18 protein-coding genes are annotated in these 20268 nt (G+C 67.4%); 9 read left to right on the plus strand and 9 right to left on the minus strand.

Features of this window, described 5'->3' with window-relative positions; all coding sequences use genetic code 11:
• Window positions 1-79 precede the first annotated feature (79 nt).
• Entirely contained in the window at window positions 80-736 is a 657-nt protein-coding gene (gene msrA, locus RH90_RS00380) for a peptide-methionine (S)-S-oxide reductase MsrA (RefSeq protein WP_010183183.1), read from the minus strand.
• Between the two features lie 88 nt (window positions 737-824).
• Window positions 825-1454, minus strand: a complete 630-nt coding sequence (locus tag RH90_RS00385; protein ID WP_010183184.1) for a DedA family protein — start codon at window positions 1452-1454, stop codon at window positions 825-827.
• Between the two features lie 176 nt (window positions 1455-1630).
• Here RH90_RS00385 and rpiA point away from each other — a divergent pair, with 176 nt between their 5' ends.
• From rpiA to RH90_RS00415, 6 genes are all read left to right on the plus strand, one after another.
• Window positions 1631-2299 (plus strand): ribose-5-phosphate isomerase RpiA, encoded by a 669-nt coding sequence (rpiA, locus tag RH90_RS00390; RefSeq protein ID WP_010183185.1) that lies wholly within the window; start codon window positions 1631-1633, stop codon window positions 2297-2299.
• Between the two features lie 82 nt (window positions 2300-2381).
• On the plus strand, window positions 2382-4469 hold the full coding sequence (gene tkt / locus RH90_RS00395; RefSeq protein ID WP_010183186.1) for a transketolase: 2088 nt from the start codon (window positions 2382-2384) through the stop codon (window positions 4467-4469).
• Window positions 4470-4679: 210 nt separating this feature from the next.
• Window positions 4680-5789: a transaldolase gene (tal, locus tag RH90_RS00400; protein WP_010183187.1), complete on the plus strand. Its 1110-nt coding sequence runs from the start codon at window positions 4680-4682 to the stop codon at window positions 5787-5789.
• 93 nt (window positions 5790-5882) lie between these two features.
• On the plus strand, window positions 5883-6866 hold the full coding sequence (gene gnd / locus RH90_RS00405) for a phosphogluconate dehydrogenase (NAD(+)-dependent, decarboxylating) (RefSeq protein WP_010183188.1): 984 nt from the start codon (window positions 5883-5885) through the stop codon (window positions 6864-6866).
• Complete coding sequence (locus tag RH90_RS00410) at window positions 6863-7669, plus strand: Cof-type HAD-IIB family hydrolase (protein WP_010183189.1); 807 nt, start codon at window positions 6863-6865, stop codon at window positions 7667-7669. Before gnd ends, RH90_RS00410 begins: the two co-directional genes overlap by 4 nt.
• A 47-nt stretch (window positions 7670-7716) precedes the next feature.
• Window positions 7717-8730, plus strand: a complete 1014-nt coding sequence (locus RH90_RS00415) for an acetamidase/formamidase family protein (protein WP_010183190.1) — start codon at window positions 7717-7719, stop codon at window positions 8728-8730.
• Between the two features lie 25 nt (window positions 8731-8755).
• Here the strand turns inward: RH90_RS00415 and RH90_RS00420 are convergent, their stop codons facing one another.
• Window positions 8756-9331: a cytochrome b gene (locus tag RH90_RS00420; RefSeq protein ID WP_010183191.1), complete on the minus strand. Its 576-nt coding sequence runs from the start codon at window positions 9329-9331 to the stop codon at window positions 8756-8758.
• A 106-nt stretch (window positions 9332-9437) separates the two neighbouring features.
• Here RH90_RS00420 and RH90_RS00425 point away from each other — a divergent pair, with 106 nt between their 5' ends.
• Window positions 9438-10865: a glycosyltransferase family 2 protein gene (locus tag RH90_RS00425; protein WP_010183192.1), complete on the plus strand. Its 1428-nt coding sequence runs from the start codon at window positions 9438-9440 to the stop codon at window positions 10863-10865.
• Window positions 10866-10872: 7 nt separating this feature from the next.
• Here RH90_RS00425 and RH90_RS00430 read toward each other — a convergent pair whose 3' ends face one another.
• The 6 genes from RH90_RS00430 to RH90_RS22380 form a co-directional block, all read right to left on the minus strand.
• On the minus strand, window positions 10873-11550 hold the full coding sequence (locus tag RH90_RS00430) for a response regulator (protein ID WP_010183194.1): 678 nt from the start codon (window positions 11548-11550) through the stop codon (window positions 10873-10875).
• A gap of 130 nt (window positions 11551-11680) precedes the next feature.
• Window positions 11681-14320 (minus strand): sensor histidine kinase, encoded by a 2640-nt coding sequence (locus RH90_RS00435; RefSeq protein ID WP_010183195.1) that lies wholly within the window; start codon window positions 14318-14320, stop codon window positions 11681-11683.
• A complete protein-coding gene (gene kdpC / locus RH90_RS00440) occupies window positions 14317-14904 on the minus strand; it encodes a potassium-transporting ATPase subunit KdpC (RefSeq protein WP_010183196.1) in 588 nt (195 codons plus the stop codon). Before kdpC ends, RH90_RS00435 begins: the two co-directional genes overlap by 4 nt.
• A gap of 10 nt (window positions 14905-14914) precedes the next feature.
• A complete protein-coding gene (kdpB, locus tag RH90_RS00445; RefSeq protein WP_010183197.1) occupies window positions 14915-16942 on the minus strand; it encodes a potassium-transporting ATPase subunit KdpB in 2028 nt (675 codons plus the stop codon).
• A gap of 14 nt (window positions 16943-16956) precedes the next feature.
• Window positions 16957-18648, minus strand: coding sequence for a potassium-transporting ATPase subunit KdpA (gene kdpA / locus RH90_RS00450; protein WP_010183198.1), 1692 nt, complete (start codon window positions 18646-18648; stop codon window positions 16957-16959).
• A 13-nt stretch (window positions 18649-18661) separates the two neighbouring features.
• Entirely contained in the window at window positions 18662-18751 is a 90-nt protein-coding gene (locus RH90_RS22380) for a potassium-transporting ATPase subunit F (protein ID WP_081476845.1), read from the minus strand.
• A gap of 174 nt (window positions 18752-18925) precedes the next feature.
• Between RH90_RS22380 and RH90_RS00455 the strand changes: the two genes are divergently transcribed.
• Window positions 18926-19378, plus strand: coding sequence for a MaoC family dehydratase (locus RH90_RS00455; protein ID WP_010183199.1), 453 nt, complete (start codon window positions 18926-18928; stop codon window positions 19376-19378).
• A complete protein-coding gene (locus RH90_RS00460) occupies window positions 19375-20265 on the plus strand; it encodes an HpcH/HpaI aldolase/citrate lyase family protein (protein ID WP_010183201.1) in 891 nt (296 codons plus the stop codon). Before RH90_RS00455 ends, RH90_RS00460 begins: the two co-directional genes overlap by 4 nt.
• Window positions 20266-20268: the final 3 nt, after the last annotated feature.

Genomic DNA, 20268 nt, shown 5'->3' on the forward strand with positions numbered 1-20268 from the left:
CCGAGCCTCGCAGAGAGCTTGCGTCCATGACTTCCCCACCCCAACCCCTCCCCTGAAGGGGAGGGGCTTTAGAAGAAGGTCAGCTCGCCAGCTGCGGGAACCCCGCGCGGAACGCCGCGAGCTTCGGCTTGTCGAAAGTCACGATATACGGGTGGTTCGGATTCCGGTCGAAGAAGTTCTGGTGATAGTCCTCGGCCGGGAAGAAGCCCCCGCTCTCGATCTTGGTGACGATCGGCTTGCTGAACACATGCGCTTGCCCGAGCTGCGCGATATACGCCGCCGCGACGCCGCGCTGCGCCGCACTCTGTGGGAAGATTGCCGAGCGATAGCTATAGCCGCTGTCGGGCGTCTGGCGGTTGAGCTGCGTCGGATCGTGCGCGACCGAGAAATAGACGCGCAGCAGCGTCGCATAGCTGACCTTGGCGGGATCGTAGACGACGCGGATCGCCTCGGCATGCTGCGTCGTCTCGGTCGAGACCTGATCATAGGTCGCGGTCTCGCGCGTCCCGCCGGCATAGCCTGCGGTGACGGTCTTCACGCCCTTCACGTGCTCGAACACCGCTTCCATCCCCCAGAAGCAGCCGCCGGCGAACACCGCGGTCTGCGGGCCGTTCGCGGTGACGTCGCTTTTGGACGCTGGGATCGGCACCGCGCGCTCGGCTTGCGCCGTGCCGCCGCCGAGCGCGTAGAGCGCGATTCCGGCGAGGCCGGCAGTGATCACAACGGGTTTGAACATGGTACACCTCTGGGAACAGACATGACGGCATTCGCCGCATGCGCGCGCAAAGTTACGCTTTGGCGGTCGACAAAGATGTCGTGTCGAATCAGCGCCGCTTCAAGCCGCGCACGCGGTGCCAGATGTAGAAAGCGAGCGCGGCGACGAGCACCACCGCGATCACCGCATCGGCGCTGTGGAACGCCGCCTTCATCGCCGGGCTGTTGTTCCACTGGTCGCCGAGCTTCATCCCGACCCAGGCGAGCCCGAAGCACCACGGCCACGAGCCGAGAAAGGTGTAGAGGTGGAACGGCACCAGCGGCATCCGCGCGACGCCTGCCGGAAAGGCGATGAACGAGCGGATCACCGGCAGCAGCCGCCCGATCAGCACCGCGATGTTGCCGAAGCGCGCGAAGAAGCGGTCGGCGGCGTCGAGCTCGCCCGGACCGACCAGCACATAGCGGCCCCAGCGCTCGGCGAGCGGCCGCCCGCCGCGCTTGCCGATCTCATAGGCGACGATCGACCCCAGATTGCACCCGATCGCGCCGGCGGTCGCGGCGAGGAACAGGTCGAAGCGCCCGGTCGAGACGAGATAGCCGGCGAACGGCATGATGATCTCGGACGGGAGCGGAATGCACGCCGACTCGATCGCCATCAGCAAGGCGATGCCGAGATAGCCGCCGCTCGAAATGACGCCGATGGTGAAGGTGGCGAGGAGCCCGAGGATTCGTTCGATCATGGGTGGGGGCTTTGCCGTGCGGGCGGGGCGGGGGCTAGGGGAAAGTGTGCGGCGGTTTCTTCTCCCCTCCCTGGAAGGGAGGGGAGGCTCAATCGGTGGCGTTTCGCATTCATTCAGGGCGAAAAGCGAAAGGCGCCTTCGACAAGCTCGGGACGAAAGCGCTAAGGACTGCCGCCATGAACGAGTCCGACAAACGCCTCGCCGCGCTGGCCGCCGTTGCCGAGGTCCGCCCCGGCATGATCGTCGGGCTCGGCACCGGCTCGACCGCTGCCTTCGCGATCGCGGCGCTTGGCGAACAGGTCCGCGCCGGCCTGCAGGTCCAGGCCGTCGCCACCAGCCTTGCCACCGAAGCGAGCGCCCGCGAGGCCGGCATTACGCTTATCGAGATGCCCGCGCGGATCGACCTCACGATCGACGGTGCCGACGAGATTGACGACGCGCTCCGCGCCATCAAAGGCGCCGGTGGTGCGATGCTGCGCGAGAAGGTTGTCGCCGCGGCGAGTGAGCGGATGATCGTCATCGCCGACGGCTCGAAGCAGGTCGCCGCGATTGGCGCCGCGAAGATCCCGGTTGAGGTGCTGCCCTTCGCGCAAGCCTTCGTCGCCGACCGACTCGCCGACCTCGGCGGCGCACCGACCCTGCGCGCGGGTTTCACCAGCGACCAGGGCAACCCGATCCTCGACTGCCGCTTCCCCGCCGACATCGACCACGCCGCGCTCGCCGCCGCGATCGCCGCGATTCCCGGCGCGCTCGGGCACGGCCTGTTCCTCTGCGAGGTCGATGCGGCCTATATCGCGACCGATGGAGTCGTTACGCGGCTGGAACGCGGCGACGCTAAGGCTTAAAGCCCCAGCCTTATCTTCAACTCCGGGCAACCCGACCGACGCGAGAGCGTTCAAGCGACCACAAGAAAAGGCGACCCCCTTCATGGCCGACACTCAGACCGCACCCACCCCCGCAACCGCGCTCCACGAGGATGGCAGCCCTGAGCGGCTCCAGATCGACACGATCCGCACGCTGGCGATGGACGCGGTGTCGACCGCCAAGTCCGGCCATATCGGCACGCCGATGGCGCTCGCGCCGGTCGGCCACACGCTGTGGACCAAGTTCCTGCGCACCGATCCGTCGACCCCCGACTGGCCCAATCGCGACCGCTTCGTGCTGTCGGTCGGCCATGCCTCGATGCTGCTCTATGCGCTGCTGCACCTCGCCGGCGTCGAGGAGATCGATCGCGACGGCAAGAAGTCCGGCGCGCCAGCGGTCAGCCTCGACGACATCAAGGCGTTCCGCCAGCTCGGCTCGAAGACGCCGGGCCATCCCGAATATCGCCACACCACCGGCGTCGAGACGACCACGGGTCCGCTTGGTGCTGGCTGCGGCAATTCGGTCGGCATGGCGATCGCCGAGCGCTGGCTCGCCGCGCGCTACAATCGCGACGGCTTCAAACTGTTCGACCATGACGTCTACGTCTTCTCGGGCGACGGCGACATGATGGAGGGCGTTGCGAGCGAGGCCGCCAGCCTCGCCGGGCATCTCAAGCTGTCGAACCTGTGCTGGGTCTACGATTCGAACCACGTCTCGATCGAGGGCGGCACCGACCTCGCGTTCGACGAGGACGTCGGCAAGCGCTTCGAGGCCTATGGCTGGCACGTGCTCCACGTCAACGACGCCAACGATTGCGCGGCGATGGCCGCGGCGCTCGACTCGTTCAAGGCGTGCGACGACAAGCCGACCTTCATCGTCGTCCACAGCATCATCGGCTATGGCAGCTCGATCCAGGGCACGGCGAAGGCGCACGGCGAAGCGATGACGCTCGACGACATCGCCAACACCAAGAAGGCCTATGGCTGGGATCCCGAGGCCAAGTTCCTGGTGCCCGACGGCGTCAAGGAGGGCTTCCACAAGGCCGTCGCGGATCGCGGCACGCCGCTCCGCGAAGCGTGGGACGAGATGCGCGCACGCTACGCCGATGCGTATCCTGAGCTGTCGAAGGAACTCGACGCGCTGCTCACCAGCCAGCTCCCCGAGGGCTGGGATGCCGATATCCCGACCTTCGACGCCGATGCCAAGGGCATGGCGTCGCGCGATGCCGGCGGCAAGGTGATGAATGCGATCGCCGCCAAGGTGCCGTGGCTGGTCGGCGGATCGGCCGATCTCGCGCCTTCGACCAAGACGCTGATCGAGGGCGGCGGCTCGTTCCAGGCGGACGACTATGGTGCGCGCAACCTGCATTTCGGCGTGCGCGAGCATGGCATGGGCGCGGTCGTCAACGGTATGGCGCTGTCCTATCTGCGCTCCTATTCGGCGACCTTCCTGGTCTTCTCCGATTACATGCGCCCGCCGATCCGGCTCGGTTCGCTGATGGAATTGGGTGCGACCTATGTCTTCACGCACGATTCGATCGGTGTCGGCGAGGACGGCCCGACGCACCAGCCGATCGAGCAGGTCATCTCGCTCCGCGCGATCCCCGGCCTCGACACCATCCGCCCCGCCGATGCCAACGAGACCGCATGGGCATGGAAGGCGGCGATGCAGTCGGGCAACCACCCGACCGCGCTGATCCTGTCGCGTCAGGCGCTGCCGACGATCGACCGGTCGAAATATGCGAGCGCCGAGGGTCTCATGAAGGGCGGCTATGTGCTGGCCGATAGCGAGAACCCCCAGGTCATCCTGATCGCGACCGGCTCGGAAGTGTCGCTCGCGCTCGAGGCGCACGACAAGCTCGTCGCGCAGGGCATTGCATCGCGCGTCGTGTCGCTGCCGAGCTGGCATCGCTACGAGATGCAGGACGAAGCCTATAAGGAGTCGGTCCTGCCGAAGGCGGTCACCGCGCGGCTCGCGATCGAGATGGGCAGCGAGATCGGCTGGGACCGCTATGTCGGCACGCACGGCAAGACGATCACCATGTCGACCTTCGGCGCCTCGGCCCCGATCGCCAAGCTGCAGGACAAGTTCGGCTTCACCGTCGAGCATGCCGTCAAGCTCGCGACCGAGATGGTCAACGCGGCGAAGTAAAGAAGCCTGGGCCTACCCCCCCCGTCACCCTCGCGAAAGCGAGGGTCCAGCTTTTTCTGCCGAGCGCGGGCAAGGCAGCGGGATCCCCGCTTTCGCGGGGATGACGGGGGGGGCCAACACTATTCGCCCCCCTTGGGGTTGTTCGCGTAACCGCCGTGCCCAAATGCAGGGCTACAAGGGCGCACGACACAGATTCACGGAGAAGCACAGATGGGCCGTTTGAACGATCTCGCAGCATTGGGTCAGGCCGTCTGGCTCGACTTTGTCGACCGCAAGTTCCTCGCCGAGGGCGGCCTGCAGAAGATGGTCGACGAGGACGCGCTGACCGGCGTCACCTCGAACCCGTCGATCTTCGAAAAGGCGATGGGCCACGGCCATGCCTATGACGAAGAGCTCGCCGCCTACGACAAGACCAACCCCGAAGCGCCGACCATCGATCGCTACGAGCATCTCGCGATCCTCGACATCCAGGCCGCCGCCGACACGCTCCGCCCGGTCTATGACCGGCTCGACGCCAAGGACGGTTATGTCAGCCTCGAAGTCTCGCCCTATCTCGCCAACGACACCGACGGCACGATCGCCGAGGCGCAGAAGCTGTGGAAGGCGGTCAACCGCCCGAACCTGATGATCAAGATCCCCGGCACCCCCGCCGGCGTCCCCGCGATTGCCGCGACGATCGATGCCGGGATCAACGTCAACGTCACGTTGCTCTTCTCGCAGAGCGCGTATCAGGCGGTTGCCGAAGCCTATGTCGAGGGCCTCGAGAAGCGCGCAGCGCGCGGTGAGCCGATCGACCGCATCGCCAGCGTCGCGAGCTTCTTCGTCAGCCGGATCGATTCGAAGATCGACGACAAGATCGATGCCGGCGTTGGCGGCGACGAAGCCAAGGCGCTCAAGGGCAAGGTCGCGATCGCCAACGCGAAGCTCGCTTACGCCTGGTACGAAGAGTTCATCGCTTCGGCGCGCTGGCAGGCGCTCGCCGCCAAGGGCGCGCAGGTCCAGCGGCTGCTCTGGGCGTCGACCGGCACCAAGAACCCCGATTATCCCGACACGCTGTATCTCGACTCGCTGATCGGCAAGGACACGGTCAACACCGTGCCCCCCAAGACGCTCGACGCGTATCGCGAGCGCGGCACCGCGACGGCGACGCTGAACCAGGACGTCGCGGGCGCGCGGCAGGTCATCTCGGATGCCGAGCGGCTCGGGCTCGACCTCGACGGCGTCACCGACACGCTGGTCGAGGAGGGCGTCGCGTCCTTCTCGAAGGCGTTCGACGATCTGCTCGGCGCGATCGCCGCGAAGCACCCCGCGCACGCCTGAGCGCGTGACCGCACCCCCCGTTCGCCAGCGGCGAACGGGTGAGGGGCGTCACCCAGACCCAAATTCTTTCTAACCATACGGCGGAGTTCAGCCATGAAGATCGGGATCATCGGCCTTGGCCGCATGGGCGGCAATATCGCGCGGCGCTTGATGCGCGCGGGCCACGAAGCGGTGGTGTTCGATCGTAACGCCCCCGCGGTCGAGGGGCTCGTCGCCGATGGCGCGATCGGCGCGACTTCGCTCGAGGACATGCGCGACAAGCTCGATACGCCCGGCATCTATTGGGTGATGCTCCCCGCCGGCGACCCGACCGAGCAGACGATCGCGACGATCGGCGGCTTCGACACCAAGGGCGACATCATCATCGATGGCGGCAACAGCTTCTACAAGGACGACATCCGCCGCGCCAAGGCGCTGACCGAGCAGGGCACGCACTATGTCGATGTCGGCACGTCGGGCGGCGTGTGGGGGCTCGAGCGCGGCTATTGCATGATGGTTGGCGGATCGAAGGAAGCGGTCGACACGATCGACCCGATCCTCTCCGCGCTCGCGCCGGGCATCGGCACGATTCCGCGCACGCCGGGCCGGATCGAGGCGAACGAGGATCCGCGCGCCGAGCAGGGCTATATCCATGCCGGGCCGGCGGGCGCCGGGCACTTCGTCAAGATGGTGCATAACGGCATCGAATACGGCCTGATGCAGGCCTATGCCGAGGGCTTCGACATCCTCAAGGGCAAGGCGTCGGACAAGCTGCCCGAGGACGAGCGGTTCGACCTCAATTTGACCGACATCGCCGAAGTGTGGCGCCGCGGTTCGGTGATCTCGTCCTGGCTGCTCGATCTCACCGCGATCGGCCTCGCCAAGGATCAGGACCTCGCGCATTTCACCGGCAGCGTCGCCGATTCGGGCGAGGGCCAGTGGACGATCGACGCCGCGATGGAGGAGAAGGTGCCCGCCAACGTGCTCACCGCCGCACTCTTCGCGCGCTATCGCAGCCGGGTCGACCATACCTTCGGCGACAAGCTCCTCTCGGCGATGCGCTTCGGCTTCGGCGGCCATGTCGAGATGCCACAGTGAGCGAGCCGACGGTGAAACTCGTCGTGTCCGACGTCGACGGGACGCTCGTCGATAAGAAGAAGCAGGTCACCCCGGGCGTCAAGGCGGCGGTCGAGCGACTGCGCGATGCCGGCGTGCAGTTCACGATCGTCAGCGCGCGCCCGCGCTCTGGAATGATGCCGATCGCCGAACTGCTTGGCATCGACGCACCGATGGGTGCGTTCAACGGCGGCACCGTCTTTACCCGCGACGGTACGGTGACGAGCCAGCAATTCGTCGATCGCGCGGTGGTCGAGGGCGTGTTCGAGATCGTCGGCGGCGCCGCGGTCGATACCTGGGTATTTGCCGACGATACCTGGTATGCGACCACCGATCAGGGCGCGCATGTCGGCAGCGAACGGCTCGCCTCGAACCAGGCGCCGGTGATCCGGCAGGATTTCACCGACCTGTTCGACCGCGTCGACAAGCTGACCTTCGTCAGCGACGACGCGGAACTGCTCAAGGCGCTCGCCGAGAAGGCCAAGGGCTATGGCGATCGCGCGACGATCGCACAGTCGCAAGTCTATTATCTCGACGTCACCGCGCTCGCCGGCAACAAGGGCGATGGCGTCACGGCGCTGTCGGAAACACTCGGCGTGCCGCTGAGTGCGACCGCGGTGCTCGGCGATCAGGCCAACGATCTCCCGATGTTCGCGCGCGCGGCCGTGTCGTATGCGATGGGGCAGGGGCCCGCGGCGGTCCGCGCCAAGGCGACGCACGTCGTTGCCGGCAACGACCAGGACGGCGTCGCCGAGGCGATCGACGCGATCCTCGCTGGACGCTGAACGCGGCTTGCGCCACCTTTGCCCGAACCGGGCGAGAAGGGGAACGCATGCGATACTGGATGGGATTGATCGGGCTGGTTGTCGCCAGCCCGCTGGCGGCGAAGACGCATGATCTGCCCGCTACGCCGCAGACCGTCGCCTGGGGCCATTACGATGCGACCTCCAAGCCCGTCCTGACGATCGAGTCGGGCGACACCGTCATCGTCCACACGCTGCTGACCAACAGCCCGGCGGGGCTCGAAAAAGCCGGCGTCGCGCCTGCCGATGTCGAACCGGCGCTGCGCGCGGTCTATGCCGGCGTTCCGGCGAGCGAGCGGGGGCCGGGCGGGCATGTGCTGACCGGACCGATCGCGATCACCGGCGCCGAGCCCGGAGACACGCTCGAGATCCGCATCCTCAAGATCGATCTGGCGATTCCCTATGCCTATAACGCGTTCCGCTATGGCGCGGGTTTCCTGACCGACGATTTCCCCTATGCGCGAATGAAGATCGTCCCGCTCGACAAGAAGGCGATGCTTGGCCGGTTCGCGCCGGGGGTCGACGTGCCGCTCCACCCCTTTTTCGGCAGCATGGGAGTCGCGCCGCCGCCTGCCTTTGGCCGCTACGATTCGGCTCCACCGACGATCAACGGCGGGAATATGGACGACAAGGCGCTCGTCGCCGGCACGACGCTGTTTCTCCCGGTCCATGCCAGCGGCGCGCTGTTTCAGGTCGGCGACGGCCATGCCGCGCAGGGTAATGGCGAAGTCGATATCACCGCGCTCGAAACCTCGCTGACGGGGACGCTGCAGTTCATCCTGCACAAAGGCGTCGCGGCGCCGTACCCGCGCGCCGAGACGCCGACGCACTATATCGCGATGGGCTTCGACGACGATCTCAGCAATGCGACCCGCAAAGCGCTGCGCAACATGATCGACTATCTCGTTGCGGCGAAGGGAATGACGCGCGACGACGCCTATATGCTCGTCAGCGTCGCGGGCGACGTCGAGGTGACCGAACTGGTCGATCGCAACAAGGGCGTTCACGTGATGCTGCCGAGGGCGGTCTTCACCAAGCGCTGACCCGGCGCGCGTGGGTCCGAGCCGGTTAGCGCAAACCGCGGTCTCGCCCGAACCACATCCGCTGAAGCTCCTGCGACCGGTCGAGCCACTGATGCTTGATCGCCCCCGCGAGATGTAGCGCGACCAGCGCATAGATCGCGTATGCGATCGTCTCGTGCGCTGCGCCGAAGCCGTCATGCACCGCCTTCTTGGTCGCCGGGTCGAGCGCCATGATGAAGCCGAGCCGCGGCCATTGGAACAGGCCGTAGAGGAACATCGGGTGGCTCGCCGCATCTTTGTAAGCCGAGTCCATGATCCAGCCGCTCAGCGGCATGGCAAACAGGATCAGATAGAGCCCCCAATGGACGATGTGCGACGCGCCGACTTCCCAGCGCGCGTATCCCTGCGGGAGCGGCGGCGGGCGGTGTCCGATCCGCCACAGGATGCGCAGCAGCGCAAGGCCGAGGATGGTGATGCCGATCGATTTGTGGAGGTCGATCGCCGGCCGCACCTGTGCATCGGCGAGGTTCGGCCAGGTAAAGGCGAGCGCGACATTGCTGACGATGAGCGCGGCGATCACCCAATGCAGGACGATCGCGACATGAGTGTAACGCTGCAGCACGATGGATTCCTTTGCCGACCTCTCGCGCCGAGCCTAGCGCCGCGCGCGCGACCGCGCTAGGCGCCGGGTCATCGCGTATTCATCCCCGATCGGTAACGCCGCCGCAATGACCTTGCTCGCCGAAACGCTCCGCGCCGAGTCGCCGCGGCTGACCCCGCGGGCGATCCCGCTCGCCAGCCGGATGATCGGCGCGATCGGGCCGATCTTGTTCCTCGCTTTGTTCGTCCAGGCGTTCATGCGGCAGAGCCTCGCGGTCTGGTCGATCGGCATCGCCTATATTCTGTACGATACCGCGCTGCTCGCCTTCACCGCTTGGAACATCCGCGACTTGCGTCAGGCGTCGCACCCCGCGCCGGTAACCTCGCCGAGTTTCGGCGTGATCGTTGCCGCGCATAACGAGGCGAGCGTCATCGCCGCGGCGATCGACCGGCTCGCGGGCCAGGCCTCACCCCCCGATTTGATCCTCATCGCCGACGACGGATCGAGCGACGCGACCGCCGAAGTGCTCGAACGGCGCTATGGCCTCGCCGTCCCGCCGCTCGGCACGATGACGCCGCCCTCCTCGATCCTGCCGGCGCTGCGCTGGCTGCGGTTGCGCCATGCCGGCAAGGCGCGCGCGCTCAATGCGGCGATGGTGCAGGTCGAAACCGAAGTCGTGCTGACGGTCGATGCCGACACGCTGCTCGAACCCGGCGCGATCGCCGCGATGCGCGCGGCGTTCGCCGCCGAGCCGACGCTGGTCGCGGCGACCGGCGTACTCGCGCCGATCTGCGGGCGCGATCTGCAGGGGCGTTTTTTCGAGTGGTTCCAGACTTACGAATATGTCCGCAACTTCCTGTCGCGCCATGCCTGGGAGCGGCTCGACAGCCTGCTGCTGATCTCGGGCGCGTTCGCCGCGTTCCGGCGCGAGGCGGTGGTCGCGGTCGGCGGGTTCGACCCGGATTGCATGGTCGAGGATTACGAGCTGATCCACCGGCTCTACCGTCATGCCGCCGACCATGACCGCGACTGGACGATCCGCGTCGTCGGCGGCGCGCTCGCGCGGACCGACGCGCCGGCGAGCCCGCTGGCGTTCCTGCGCCAGCGGCGGCGCTGGTTCGGCGGCTTCCTGCAGACGCAATATTGGAACCGCGACATGGTCGGCGCGCGGCGCTTCGGCTGGCTCGGCACCGCGATGCTGCCGGTCAAGGCGCTCGATACGGTGCAGCCGATCTACGGGCTGGCGGCGTTCGCGATCCTCGTCGGGCTGGTCGTCAGCGGGCGCTTCACGCTCGCTTTCCCGATCTTGCTCGTGATGCTCGCGAAGATCGCGATCGACCTCACTTTTCATCTCTGGTCGCTCGGCATGTACAAGCGCTGGACCGGGCAACGCGAGGGGCTGAACCTGCTGCCCGCGCTGATCGCGGCGATTCTCGAGCCGTTCAGCTTCCAGCTGCTGCGCCATGCCGGCGCGGTGTGGGGCTGGCACGCCTTCCTGACCGGGCGCGAAAGCTGGGGACGGCAGCAGCGCACGATCGTCGCGCCGGCCGAGTAATGCGCGGTTACGCAACCAGCCGATAGCCGATCCCGGGCTCGTTGAGCAGCAGCGTCGGCGCACCCGGATCGAGCTCGAGCTTCAACCGCAGCGCGCGCACCGCGACGCGCAGATATTCGACATCGTCGAGATGCCCGTCGCCCCACACCACGCGCAGCAGGTGCGCATGCGTCAGCAGCTTGCCGGCATGGCGCGCGAGTTCGGCGAGCAGCGCGAATTCCTTGCGTGTCAGCTTCACCGCGGCGCCGTCGCGCCACACTTGATGCGCCGACAGGTCCATCTCGACCGGCCCGACCTTGAGCCGGTCCTGCCCCGCCGGCGTCGCATTATGCCGCCTGAGCACGACGCGTATCCGTGCCAGTAGCTCTTCGGTGTCGAACGGCTTGACGACATAATCGTCGGCGCCGAGATCGAGCGCGGCGACCTTTTCCGCGGTCGCGTCGCGCGCCGTCAGCACGATCACCGCGCGGTCCATCGTCTTCAATAGCGGGACGAGCTCGATCCCGTCGCGGTCGGGCAAGCCGAGGTCGAGCAGCACCAGCTCGCACCCCGGCCGATGCGCGAGCGTCAGCGCATCGGCGGCGGTGGCGGCGTCGTCGGCGGTCATCCCGGCGCGCTCGACCGCGCCGCGAACGAGGCGGCGGATCGCGGATTCATCGTCGACGATGAGGATCTGCGCGGTCATTGGCTTCCCCCTGTCTTCACCCCGGCCTTGTGCCGGGGCCTACCGTGTCGCGAGCGGTGCGGCCGGCAGCTCGAAGGGGCCGCGCGCGGCGGGGTGGGCCCCGGCACAAGGCCGGGGTGACGGATGATGGTCATTCGCACCCCGTACGCCGGATCAACGCGTTGGGCCACGCCACGACGAACGCCGAGCCGCCCTGGTCGCGATTGGCGGCGCTCACGCTCAGCCCCATCGCATGCGCGAAGCCCTGTACGATTGCCAGCCCAAGCCCGGTGCCGCCGCTGCGGTCGTCGCCATCGACCCGCGTGAAGCGGTCGAACAGGTGCGTCTCGCCGCCGACCGGCAGGCCCGGCCCCTCATCCAGTACGCCGAGCGTCAGCCCGTCGGGCGTGCGGCGTCCCTCGATCACGATGTCGGTGTCGGGGGCAGCGAACTTGGCGGCATTGCCGAGCAGGTTGATCAGCACGTGATGCAGCATCCGTGGATCGGCCTCGACCAGCGGCAGCGTTGGCGGCACGTCGAGCACCAGCCGGTGCCGCGCGAGTTCGGCGCGCAGGTCGCGCGCGGCTGCGGCGACGGCGTCGGTCAGGTCGGTCGCCTCGCGCTTGACGACGAGCGCCCCCGCCTCGATCCGCGTCATCTCGACCAGATCGTCGAACACCCGCCGCAACCGCCGCGCTTCGCTCTTGAGCGTTGCGGTTGCGGGGGAGGCGCCATGCGCGACGGCGAGTTCGTCTGCCGCGGCGACGACCGCAGTGAGCGGCGTCTTGAGATCGTGCCCGATCGACGACAGCAGCGTCGCGCGCAGATCGTCACGCTGCTTGAGCGCATTGACCTCACGCGCCTGCGCCTCGAGCTGGAGCCGCTCGTGCGCCAGCGCGGCCTGCCCGACGAGCGTCGCGAACAGCACGCGCTTGTCGGCGGGGATCGGGTCACCGCCCTCGCGCGCGACGCCGAGCACACCGAGCACGCCGAGCGCGGTCTTGAGCGGGTGGAACTGCCATTCGCTCGCGGTGAGCGTTGCACTGTCGCGGCCGGTCACTTCGCCACGATCGAACGCCCATTCCGCGGCGGCGGTGTCGACCGGGCTGAGATCGACCATCGCTGGCGCGGAGGCGATCGCGACATGGCGGCCGTCGCGGTTGGCGAGGAGGATCGTCGAGACGCCGAGCAAGGCTGCAATCTCCTCGCATGTCGCGGTCGCGGTGCCGTTCTCGTCGGACACGCCGGCGAGGCGCTGGCCGAAGGCGGCGAGCGCGGCGTTCTCGGTCGCGGTGCGCGCACCGATATTGGCCTCGCGCCGCACCTGTCCCGCCAATTGGCTCGCCACCACCGCGACGATGACGAACACGGTGAGCGTGACAACATTGTGCGGATCGGTGATCGTCAGCGTGTAGAGCGGCGGCAGGAAGAAGAAATTGTAGGCGAGTGCCGCGCCGACGCTCGCGATCAGCGACGAGCGCAGGCCATAGAGCGTCGCCGTGGCGATCACCGGGAGCAGATAGAGCAGGTCGATCGCATCGCGTCCGACCACCGGCAGCAGCAAGTGCGACAGAGCCGTGCTGGCGGCGACGAAGGCGAGTCCGATCGCGCTGCCGCGCGCCAGAATCGGACGCGTCGTCGGCGTTTCGCGGCGCGTCTCGCTGGCTTCCGAGACGGGCACCACATGGATCGCCACGCCGTCGAGCGCGCGCACCAGCCGATCGACCACCGAGCCGTGGCGCAGCTCGAACCACCACGAGCGCCGCGACTTGCCAATCACGACCGCGGTCGCGCGCGCCTCGCGGATATGCGCGCACAGGCCCTCGAGCACGCTGCCCGCCGGCACCGTCGCGATCGTCGCGCCGAGCCCGGTCGCGAGATCGAGCGCAGCGGCCATCCGCGCGCGGGCAGGGGCCGAGAGCGTCGCCGAGCGCGGCGTCTCGACCACCACCGCGGTCCAGCTCGCATGCAACGCGTCGGCAAGGCGCTTGGCCGAGCGGATCAGCACGTCGCTGCCGGGCTGGTCGCCGACCGCGACGACGAGCCGCTCGCCACCCGCCCAAGTGCCGCTTTCGCCCAGACTTGCGACATGGTCGAGCAGATGCCGGTCGACCGTCTGCGCGGCGCGGCGCAGCGCGAGTTCGCGGAGCGCCGACAGGTTCGACTTGGAAAAGAAATGGCCGAGCGCACGCGTCGCCTCGGCCGGGATATAGACCTTGCCCTCCTGCAATCGCGCGATCAGCTCGTCGGGGGGAACGTCGACGACTTCGATCTCGGCATCGTCGAGCACCGCGTCGGGCACCGTCTCGCGCACGCGGACGCGGGTAAAGCCGGCGACGACGTCGTTGAGGCTTTCGACATGCTGGATGTTGAGCGTGCTGAGCACGTCGATCCCGGCTTTGCGCAGCTCCTCGATGTCCTGCCAGCGTTTCGGGTGACGGCTGCCGGGGGCATTGGTATGCGCGAATTCGTCAATCAGCGCGACCGTGGGGTGCCGCGCGAGCATCGCGTCGAGGTCGAACTCTTCGAGGGTATGCGCGCCGTGGACGATCTTCGCCCGCGGCAGGATCTCGAACGGGGCGGTGAGCCGGTCGGTGTCGGCGCGGCCGTGCGTCTCGATCACGCCGGCGACGACATCGGTGCCGCCACGCAGCAGTTCGGCGCCCTCGCGCAGCATCTCGAAGGTCTTCCCGACCCCCGGCGCCGCGCCGAGGAAAATCTTCAACCGACCGCGCCCCTCGCGCCGGGCTGCCTTGAGCAAGGCGTCGGGGGAGGGGCGCGTGTCGGTCACTTGGCCGTGATAGCGTCGAGCTGCCGATTAAGCAGCAGGACATTGACGTGGCGCTCGCCGATGATGCCGAGCAACGGCTCAACGGTTTGCGCGGTGATGAGCGACTTTACCTTGGCGACATCCAGCCCGCGCGCCTTGGCGACACGCGGAGCTTGCAGCAACGCCGCCTCGGGGCTGAGATCGGGATCGAGCCCCGAGGCGCTAGTGGTGACCAGGTCGGCGGGTAGATCCCCGGTCATCCCTTCCGCCCGCGCGCTCGAAACGCGCTTGGCGATGGCATCGCGCAGGTCCTTCGACCCCGGCGCCAGATTGCTTGCGGCCGACGCACTCGCATCATAGCCATCCTTGCCGGCGACAGAGGGACGCGGATGGAAATAGGTCGGGCCCGCGAAATTCTGCGCGATCAGCGCGGAGCCGATCGGCTGTCCCTTGGCATTGCTGAGCATGCTGCCATTGGCCTGGATCGGCAGCGCGACCTGCGCGATGCCGGTGATCGCAGCGGGGTAGAGCAGGCCGGTCACGATCGTGATCAGCAGCAGGAGAACGACGGTCGGACGCAGCGCGCGATAGGTTTCGGTCAACATCTGAGGATCCTCAAGCAAGGTGCAAAGCGGCGACGACAATGTCGATCGCCTTGATGCCGATGAACGGCGCGATCAACCCGCCGACGCCGTAGATCGCAAGGTTGCGCGCGAGCAGCGTGCCGGCCGGGGCAGGGCGGTATTTCACGCCTTTCAGCGCGAGCGGCACCAGCGCGGGGATGATCAGCGCGTTGAAGATGATCGCCGACAGGATCGCGCTTTCGGGGCTTGCCAGCCGCATCACGTTCAACCCGCCCAACCCCGGATAGAGCGCGACGAAGATCGCCGGCAGGATCGCGAAATATTTGGCGACGTCGTTCGAGATCGAGAAGGTGGTCAGCGCACCGCGCGTCATCAGCAGCTGCTTGCCGAGGCCCACGATCTCGATCAGCTTGGTCGGGTCGCTGTCGAGATCGACCATGTTGCCCGCCTCGCGCGCGGCCTGCGTGCCGGTGTTCATCGCCACACCGACGTCGGACTGCGCGAGCGCAGGCGCGTCGTTGGTACCGTCGCCGCACATCGCGACAAGCTTGCCGCCTTCCTGTTCCTTGCGGATCAGCGCGAGCTTGTCCTCGGGCGTCGCCTCGGCGAGGAAGTCGTCGACCCCGCTTTCGGCGGCGATGCTCGCGGCGGTGAGCGGGTTGTCGCCGGTGATCATCACCGTGCGGATGCCCATCCGGCGAAGCTCACCGAAGCGCTCGCGGATGCCCGCCTTGACGATGTCCTTGAGCTGGACGACGCCGAGCAGGCGATTGCCATCGGCGACCGCGAGCGGGGTGGCGCCACCGCGCGCGATCTCGTCGGCGATCTTGCGCAGCGCGTCGGCATTGGGCGCATCGGGAAGCCGCTTGAGGATCGCGTCAACCGCGCCCTTAACGAGCGCACGGTCGCCGATCTGGAGACCCGAAACGCGCGTCTGCGAGGTGAATTTGATTTCCTCGGCACCCGCCGGCATCGCGACGGCGGCGCTGCCGTCCTGGTTGGCGAGCACGACGATCGAGCGACCCTCGGGCGTCTCGTCCGACAGGCTGGCGAGGCGCGCGGCGGCGGTGAGCTCGGCGACCGTGACGCCGGGGACGGGCAGGAAGGCGGTCGCCTGGCGGTCACCGATCGTGATCGTGCCGGTCTTGTCGAGCAGCAGCGTGTCGATGTCGCCCGCGGCTTCCACCGCGCGGCCCGACTTGGCGAGCACGTTGAAGCGCACCAGCCGGTCCATGCCGGCGATGCCGATCGCCGACAGCAAGGCCGAGATCGTCGTCGGGATCAGCGTGACGAACAAAGCGACGAGCACCGGAATGGCGAGCATCCCGCCGGCATAGGACGCGAACGCCGGCAGCGTGCCGACCGCGATCAGGAAGATCAGCGTGAGCCCTGCGAGCAGGATGGTGAGCGCGATCTCGTTGGGCGTCTTCTGCCGCTGTGCGCCCTCGACCAAGGCAATCATGCGATCAAGGAAGCCCTGACCCGCGCCCGCGGTCACCTTGACGGTGATCGCATCGGCGATGACGCGCGTACCTGCGGTGACGGCCGAACGGTCGCCGCCGCCTTCACGAATGACGGGCGCGCTCTCGCCGGTGATTGCCGCTTCGTTGACCGAAGCGACGCCCGCGACGACCTCGCCATCGGCCGGGATAAGGTCGCCGGTCTCGACGAGGACCTCGTCGCCAATCACCAGACTGGTTGCATCGACCATCTCCCAGGCGCCCGCGACGCCGATCATTTTCTTGGCGCGAAGCTCGGCCTTGGTGGCGCGGAGCGACGCGGCCTGCGCCTTGCCGCGACCTTCGGCGAGCGCTTCAGCGACGTTGCCGAACAGCACCGTCAGCCACAGCCAGAAGACCAACTGGCCCTCGAACACCGGATGGCCGGTGCCGGTGACCAGCCCCTTGACGAGCAGGACGGTGGAAAGGCTCGCGACGATCGCCGTCACGAACATCACCGGGGTCTTGATCAGCTTGCGCGGATCGAGCTTGAGGAAGGCATCCCGGGCCGCCGCGGCAAGCAGCGGGCCGGTGAAGAGCGAAGCGTTCTGGTTTGCCATGGTACGATGACCTTTTAGAGCAAGGTGCCGGCGGCGACCTGCGCCTGGTCCGCAATCGGACCCAGCGCGAGCGACGGCAGGAAGGTGAGGCCACCGACGATCACGATGATCGCCGCGAGCAGGCCGATCCACAGCAGCCCGGTGGTCGGGAACGACCCCGCGCCCTCGGGCACGCGCCGCTTGGCGGCGAGGCCCCCGGCGATCGCGAGGACGGGCAGGATCACCCCGAAGCGGCCGACGAACATGTCGAGCGCGAGCAGCAGGTTGTAGAACGGCGTGTTGCCGCTCAGGCCACCGAACGCCGAGCCGTTATTGGCCGCACCCGAGGTGAAGGCGTAGAGGATCTCGCTGAAGCCGTGCGCGCCCTTGGCGGCCGGGCCGGCGAGCCCGGCACCGGTGACGCAGGCGACCGCGGTCAGCCCGAGGATCGCGAGCGGCGGGACGGCGATTGCGATCACCGCCAGCTTCATCTCGCGCGATTCGATCTTCTTGCCGACATATTCGGGGGTGCGGCCGACCATCAGCCCGGCGATGAACACCGCGAGGATGCAATAGATCAGCACCGCATAGAGCCCCGAGCCGACGCCACCGATGACGAGCTCGCCCAGCTGCATGTTGAACAGCGGGACGAGCCCGCCGATCGCAGTGAAGCTGTCATGCATGCCGATGACGGCACCACACGACGTGGCGGTGGTGACGACCGCGAACAGCGCCGTCGCGGCAATCCCGAAGCGGACCTCCTTGCCCTCCATATTGCCCCCGGCGACGCCGAGCGCGTGATGGATCGGGTTGCCCGCGGCTTCCGCGCCGTACGCCACCGCGACACCGGCGACGAACAGCAGCAGCATCGCGGCGAGGATCGCCCAGCCCTGGCGGACATTGCCGACCGCTTTGCCGAAGGTCAGCGTCAGCCCAGCGCCGAGCACGAAGATCGTGATCATCTGCAGGAAGTTGCTGAGCGCAGTCGGGTTCTCGAACGGATGCGCCGAGTTGGCGTTGAAGAAGCCGCCGCCGTTGGTGCCGAGCATCTTGATAGCGAGCTGCGAGGCGACCGGGCCGACCGCGATCGTCTGCTTGGCGCCTTCGAGCGTCGTCGCGACGACCGACGGACCGAAGGTCTGCGGCACGCCCATCACGACATAGACCAGCGCGAGCACGATCGAGATCGGCAGCAGCAGGTACAGCGTCACGCGCGTGACATCGACCCAGAAATTGCCGATGCCCGAAGCCTGCTTGCGCGCAAAGCCGCGGATGAAGGCGAAGGCGACGGCAATCCCGACTGCGGCCGACAGGAAGTTCTGGACCGTCAGCCCGGCCATCTGGCTGAGGTTCGACAGCGCCGATTCGCCGCCGTAATTCTGCCAGTTGGTGTTGGTGACGAAGCTGACCGCGGTGTTGAACGCGAGCAACGTCTCCATGCCGCCAAACCCTTGCGGGTTCATCGGCAACACGCCCTGCAGCTTGAGGATCGCGAACAGCAGTGCGATCCCGCCGAGGTTGAACACCATCAGCGAGACCGCATAGGCGAACCAGCCCTGGTCCTTCTTGGGATTGATCCCGGCAAGCTTGTAGAAGCCACGCTCGACAAAGCCGAGCGGCAGCGTTTCACGCGAATACAAGGCGTGCATCCAATTGCCCGCTGGCTTGGCCAGCGCGACGATCAGCACGATGAAGAGGAGGATCATGCTCCAGCCGGCGAGGGTCATGGCGCCGCGCTCCTCAGTACCGCTCGGGCTGTGCGAGCACAGCGAGCAGGTAGATCAGGACTAGAACGGCGACGATGCCGCCAAGGATGAGGTCGAAGGACATGGAGAGCCCGCCTGTTATGGTTCAGGCAACCCGCTTGGACCGAGACCGCGTTAGCGCGCGCGGGGGATAGACGCGGCGCGGCGTAAAGTCCGCGTAAAGCGCCCTCCCCATTGCAACGATGGCGCTTTGCCCAATTCCTCCCTAATCCGTCCGAAAGCAGAGGAGTGGAGCGCGATGGCAGGATTGTGGTTCGAGGAGTTGCAGGTCGGGCAGACCTTCGCGCATGCGATCCGGCGGACGGTGACCGAGACCGACAATCTGCTCTTCTCGACGCTGACGCATAACCCCGCGCAGCTCCATCTCGACGCCGAATACATGAAGGACAGCGACTATGGTCGCATCATCGTCAATTCGACCTTCACGCTGGGGCTGATGGTCGGCGTCTCGGTCGGCGACACGACGCTCGGCACCGCGGTCGCCAATCTCGGCTGGGACGAAGTGCGCTTTCCCGCGCCCGTGTTCATCGGGGACACGCTGCGGATCGAGACCGAAGTCGCAGAGCTGCGCGAATCTAAGTCGCGGCCCAATGCCGGGATCGTGACCTTTATCCATCGTGCCTACAACCAGCGCGACGAGCTCGTCGCCTCTTGCAAGCGTTCGGGGCTCCAGCGGCGGAAGCCGGCATGACGCCGCTACGCTCCTGGCTGTTCATCCCCGGCGACAGCGAGAAGAAGCTCGGCAAGGTCGATGCTTGCGGTGCGGACGCGGTGATCCTCGATCTCGAGGATTCGGTCGCGGCGGCGAACAAGCCGGCGGGTCGCGCGCTGGTCGCGGCGTTCGTCGGCGAGCGCCCCTGCGGGGGCCGTGCGTGCCAATTGTGGGTGCGGATCAACCCGTTCGACAGCGGACTCGCGCTCGACGATCTCGTCGCGGTGGTTGGCGCCGCGCCCGACGGAATCATGCTGCCCAAATGCGACGGGCCGAACGACATCCGCCGGCTGTCGCACTATCTCGACGCGCTCGAGGCGCAGGCTGGCGTCGCGCTAGGATCGATCAGGATCGTACCGGTGGCGACCGAAACCGCCGCGGCGCCGTTCACGCTCGGCGATTACGCAGGTGCGGGGCTCGATCGCTTGCTCGGGCTGACCTGGGGGGCGGAGGATCTGTCCGCCGCGCTCGGCGCCAGCACCAATCTCGATGCAACAGGCGGCTGGGCGCTGACCTATCGCCTGGTGCGCTCGCTCACCTTGCTCGGCGCGAAGGCGGCGGCGGTGCAGGCGATCGACACGCTCTACGTCGATTTCCGCGACGAAGCGGGTTTGCGCGAGTCGTCGCGCGCGGCGCGGGCGGAGGGTTTTACCGGCCGGCTCGCGATCCATCCGGCGCAGGTCGCTGCGATCAACGCGAGCTTCCTGCCGTCGCCAGAGGAAATCGCGCATGCCGAGCGGATCGTCGCGGCGTTTGCGGCGGCACCGGGCGTGGGGACGGTCGGGCTCGATGGGCGGATGGTCGATCTACCGCATCTGAAACAGGCAGAGGCGCTATTGGCGCTGGCCGCGGCGTATCCGCGCTAGCGA

Source organism: Sphingomonas sp. PAMC 26605 (assembly GCF_000241485.1).
GTDB lineage: Bacteria > Pseudomonadota > Alphaproteobacteria > Sphingomonadales > Sphingomonadaceae > Sphingomonas.

What these genes read in the sequence shown, in the direction of transcription:
- msrA (WP_010183183.1), bottom strand. Translation starts at nt 736, where the DNA reads ATGTTCAAACCCGTTGTGATCACTGCCGGCCTCGCCGGAATCGCGCTC.
- RH90_RS00385 (WP_010183184.1), bottom strand. Translation starts at nt 1,454, where the DNA reads ATGATCGAACGAATCCTCGGGCTCCTCGCCACCTTCACCATCGGCGTC.
- rpiA (WP_010183185.1), top strand. Translation starts at nt 1,631, where the DNA reads ATGAACGAGTCCGACAAACGCCTCGCCGCGCTGGCCGCCGTTGCCGAG.
- tkt (WP_010183186.1), top strand. Translation starts at nt 2,382, where the DNA reads ATGGCCGACACTCAGACCGCACCCACCCCCGCAACCGCGCTCCACGAG.
- tal (WP_010183187.1), top strand. Translation starts at nt 4,680, where the DNA reads ATGGGCCGTTTGAACGATCTCGCAGCATTGGGTCAGGCCGTCTGGCTC.
- gnd (WP_010183188.1), top strand. Translation starts at nt 5,883, where the DNA reads ATGAAGATCGGGATCATCGGCCTTGGCCGCATGGGCGGCAATATCGCG.
- RH90_RS00415 (WP_010183190.1), top strand. Translation starts at nt 7,717, where the DNA reads ATGCGATACTGGATGGGATTGATCGGGCTGGTTGTCGCCAGCCCGCTG.
- RH90_RS00425 (WP_010183192.1), top strand. Translation starts at nt 9,438, where the DNA reads ATGACCTTGCTCGCCGAAACGCTCCGCGCCGAGTCGCCGCGGCTGACC.
- RH90_RS00430 (WP_010183194.1), bottom strand. Translation starts at nt 11,550, where the DNA reads ATGACCGCGCAGATCCTCATCGTCGACGATGAATCCGCGATCCGCCGC.
- kdpC (WP_010183196.1), bottom strand. Translation starts at nt 14,904, where the DNA reads ATGTTGACCGAAACCTATCGCGCGCTGCGTCCGACCGTCGTTCTCCTG.
- kdpB (WP_010183197.1), bottom strand. Translation starts at nt 16,942, where the DNA reads ATGGCAAACCAGAACGCTTCGCTCTTCACCGGCCCGCTGCTTGCCGCG.
- kdpA (WP_010183198.1), bottom strand. Translation starts at nt 18,648, where the DNA reads ATGACCCTCGCCGGCTGGAGCATGATCCTCCTCTTCATCGTGCTGATC.
- RH90_RS22380 (WP_081476845.1), bottom strand. Translation starts at nt 18,751, where the DNA reads ATGTCCTTCGACCTCATCCTTGGCGGCATCGTCGCCGTTCTAGTCCTG.
- RH90_RS00455 (WP_010183199.1), top strand. Translation starts at nt 18,926, where the DNA reads ATGGCAGGATTGTGGTTCGAGGAGTTGCAGGTCGGGCAGACCTTCGCG.
- RH90_RS00460 (WP_010183201.1), top strand. Translation starts at nt 19,375, where the DNA reads ATGACGCCGCTACGCTCCTGGCTGTTCATCCCCGGCGACAGCGAGAAG.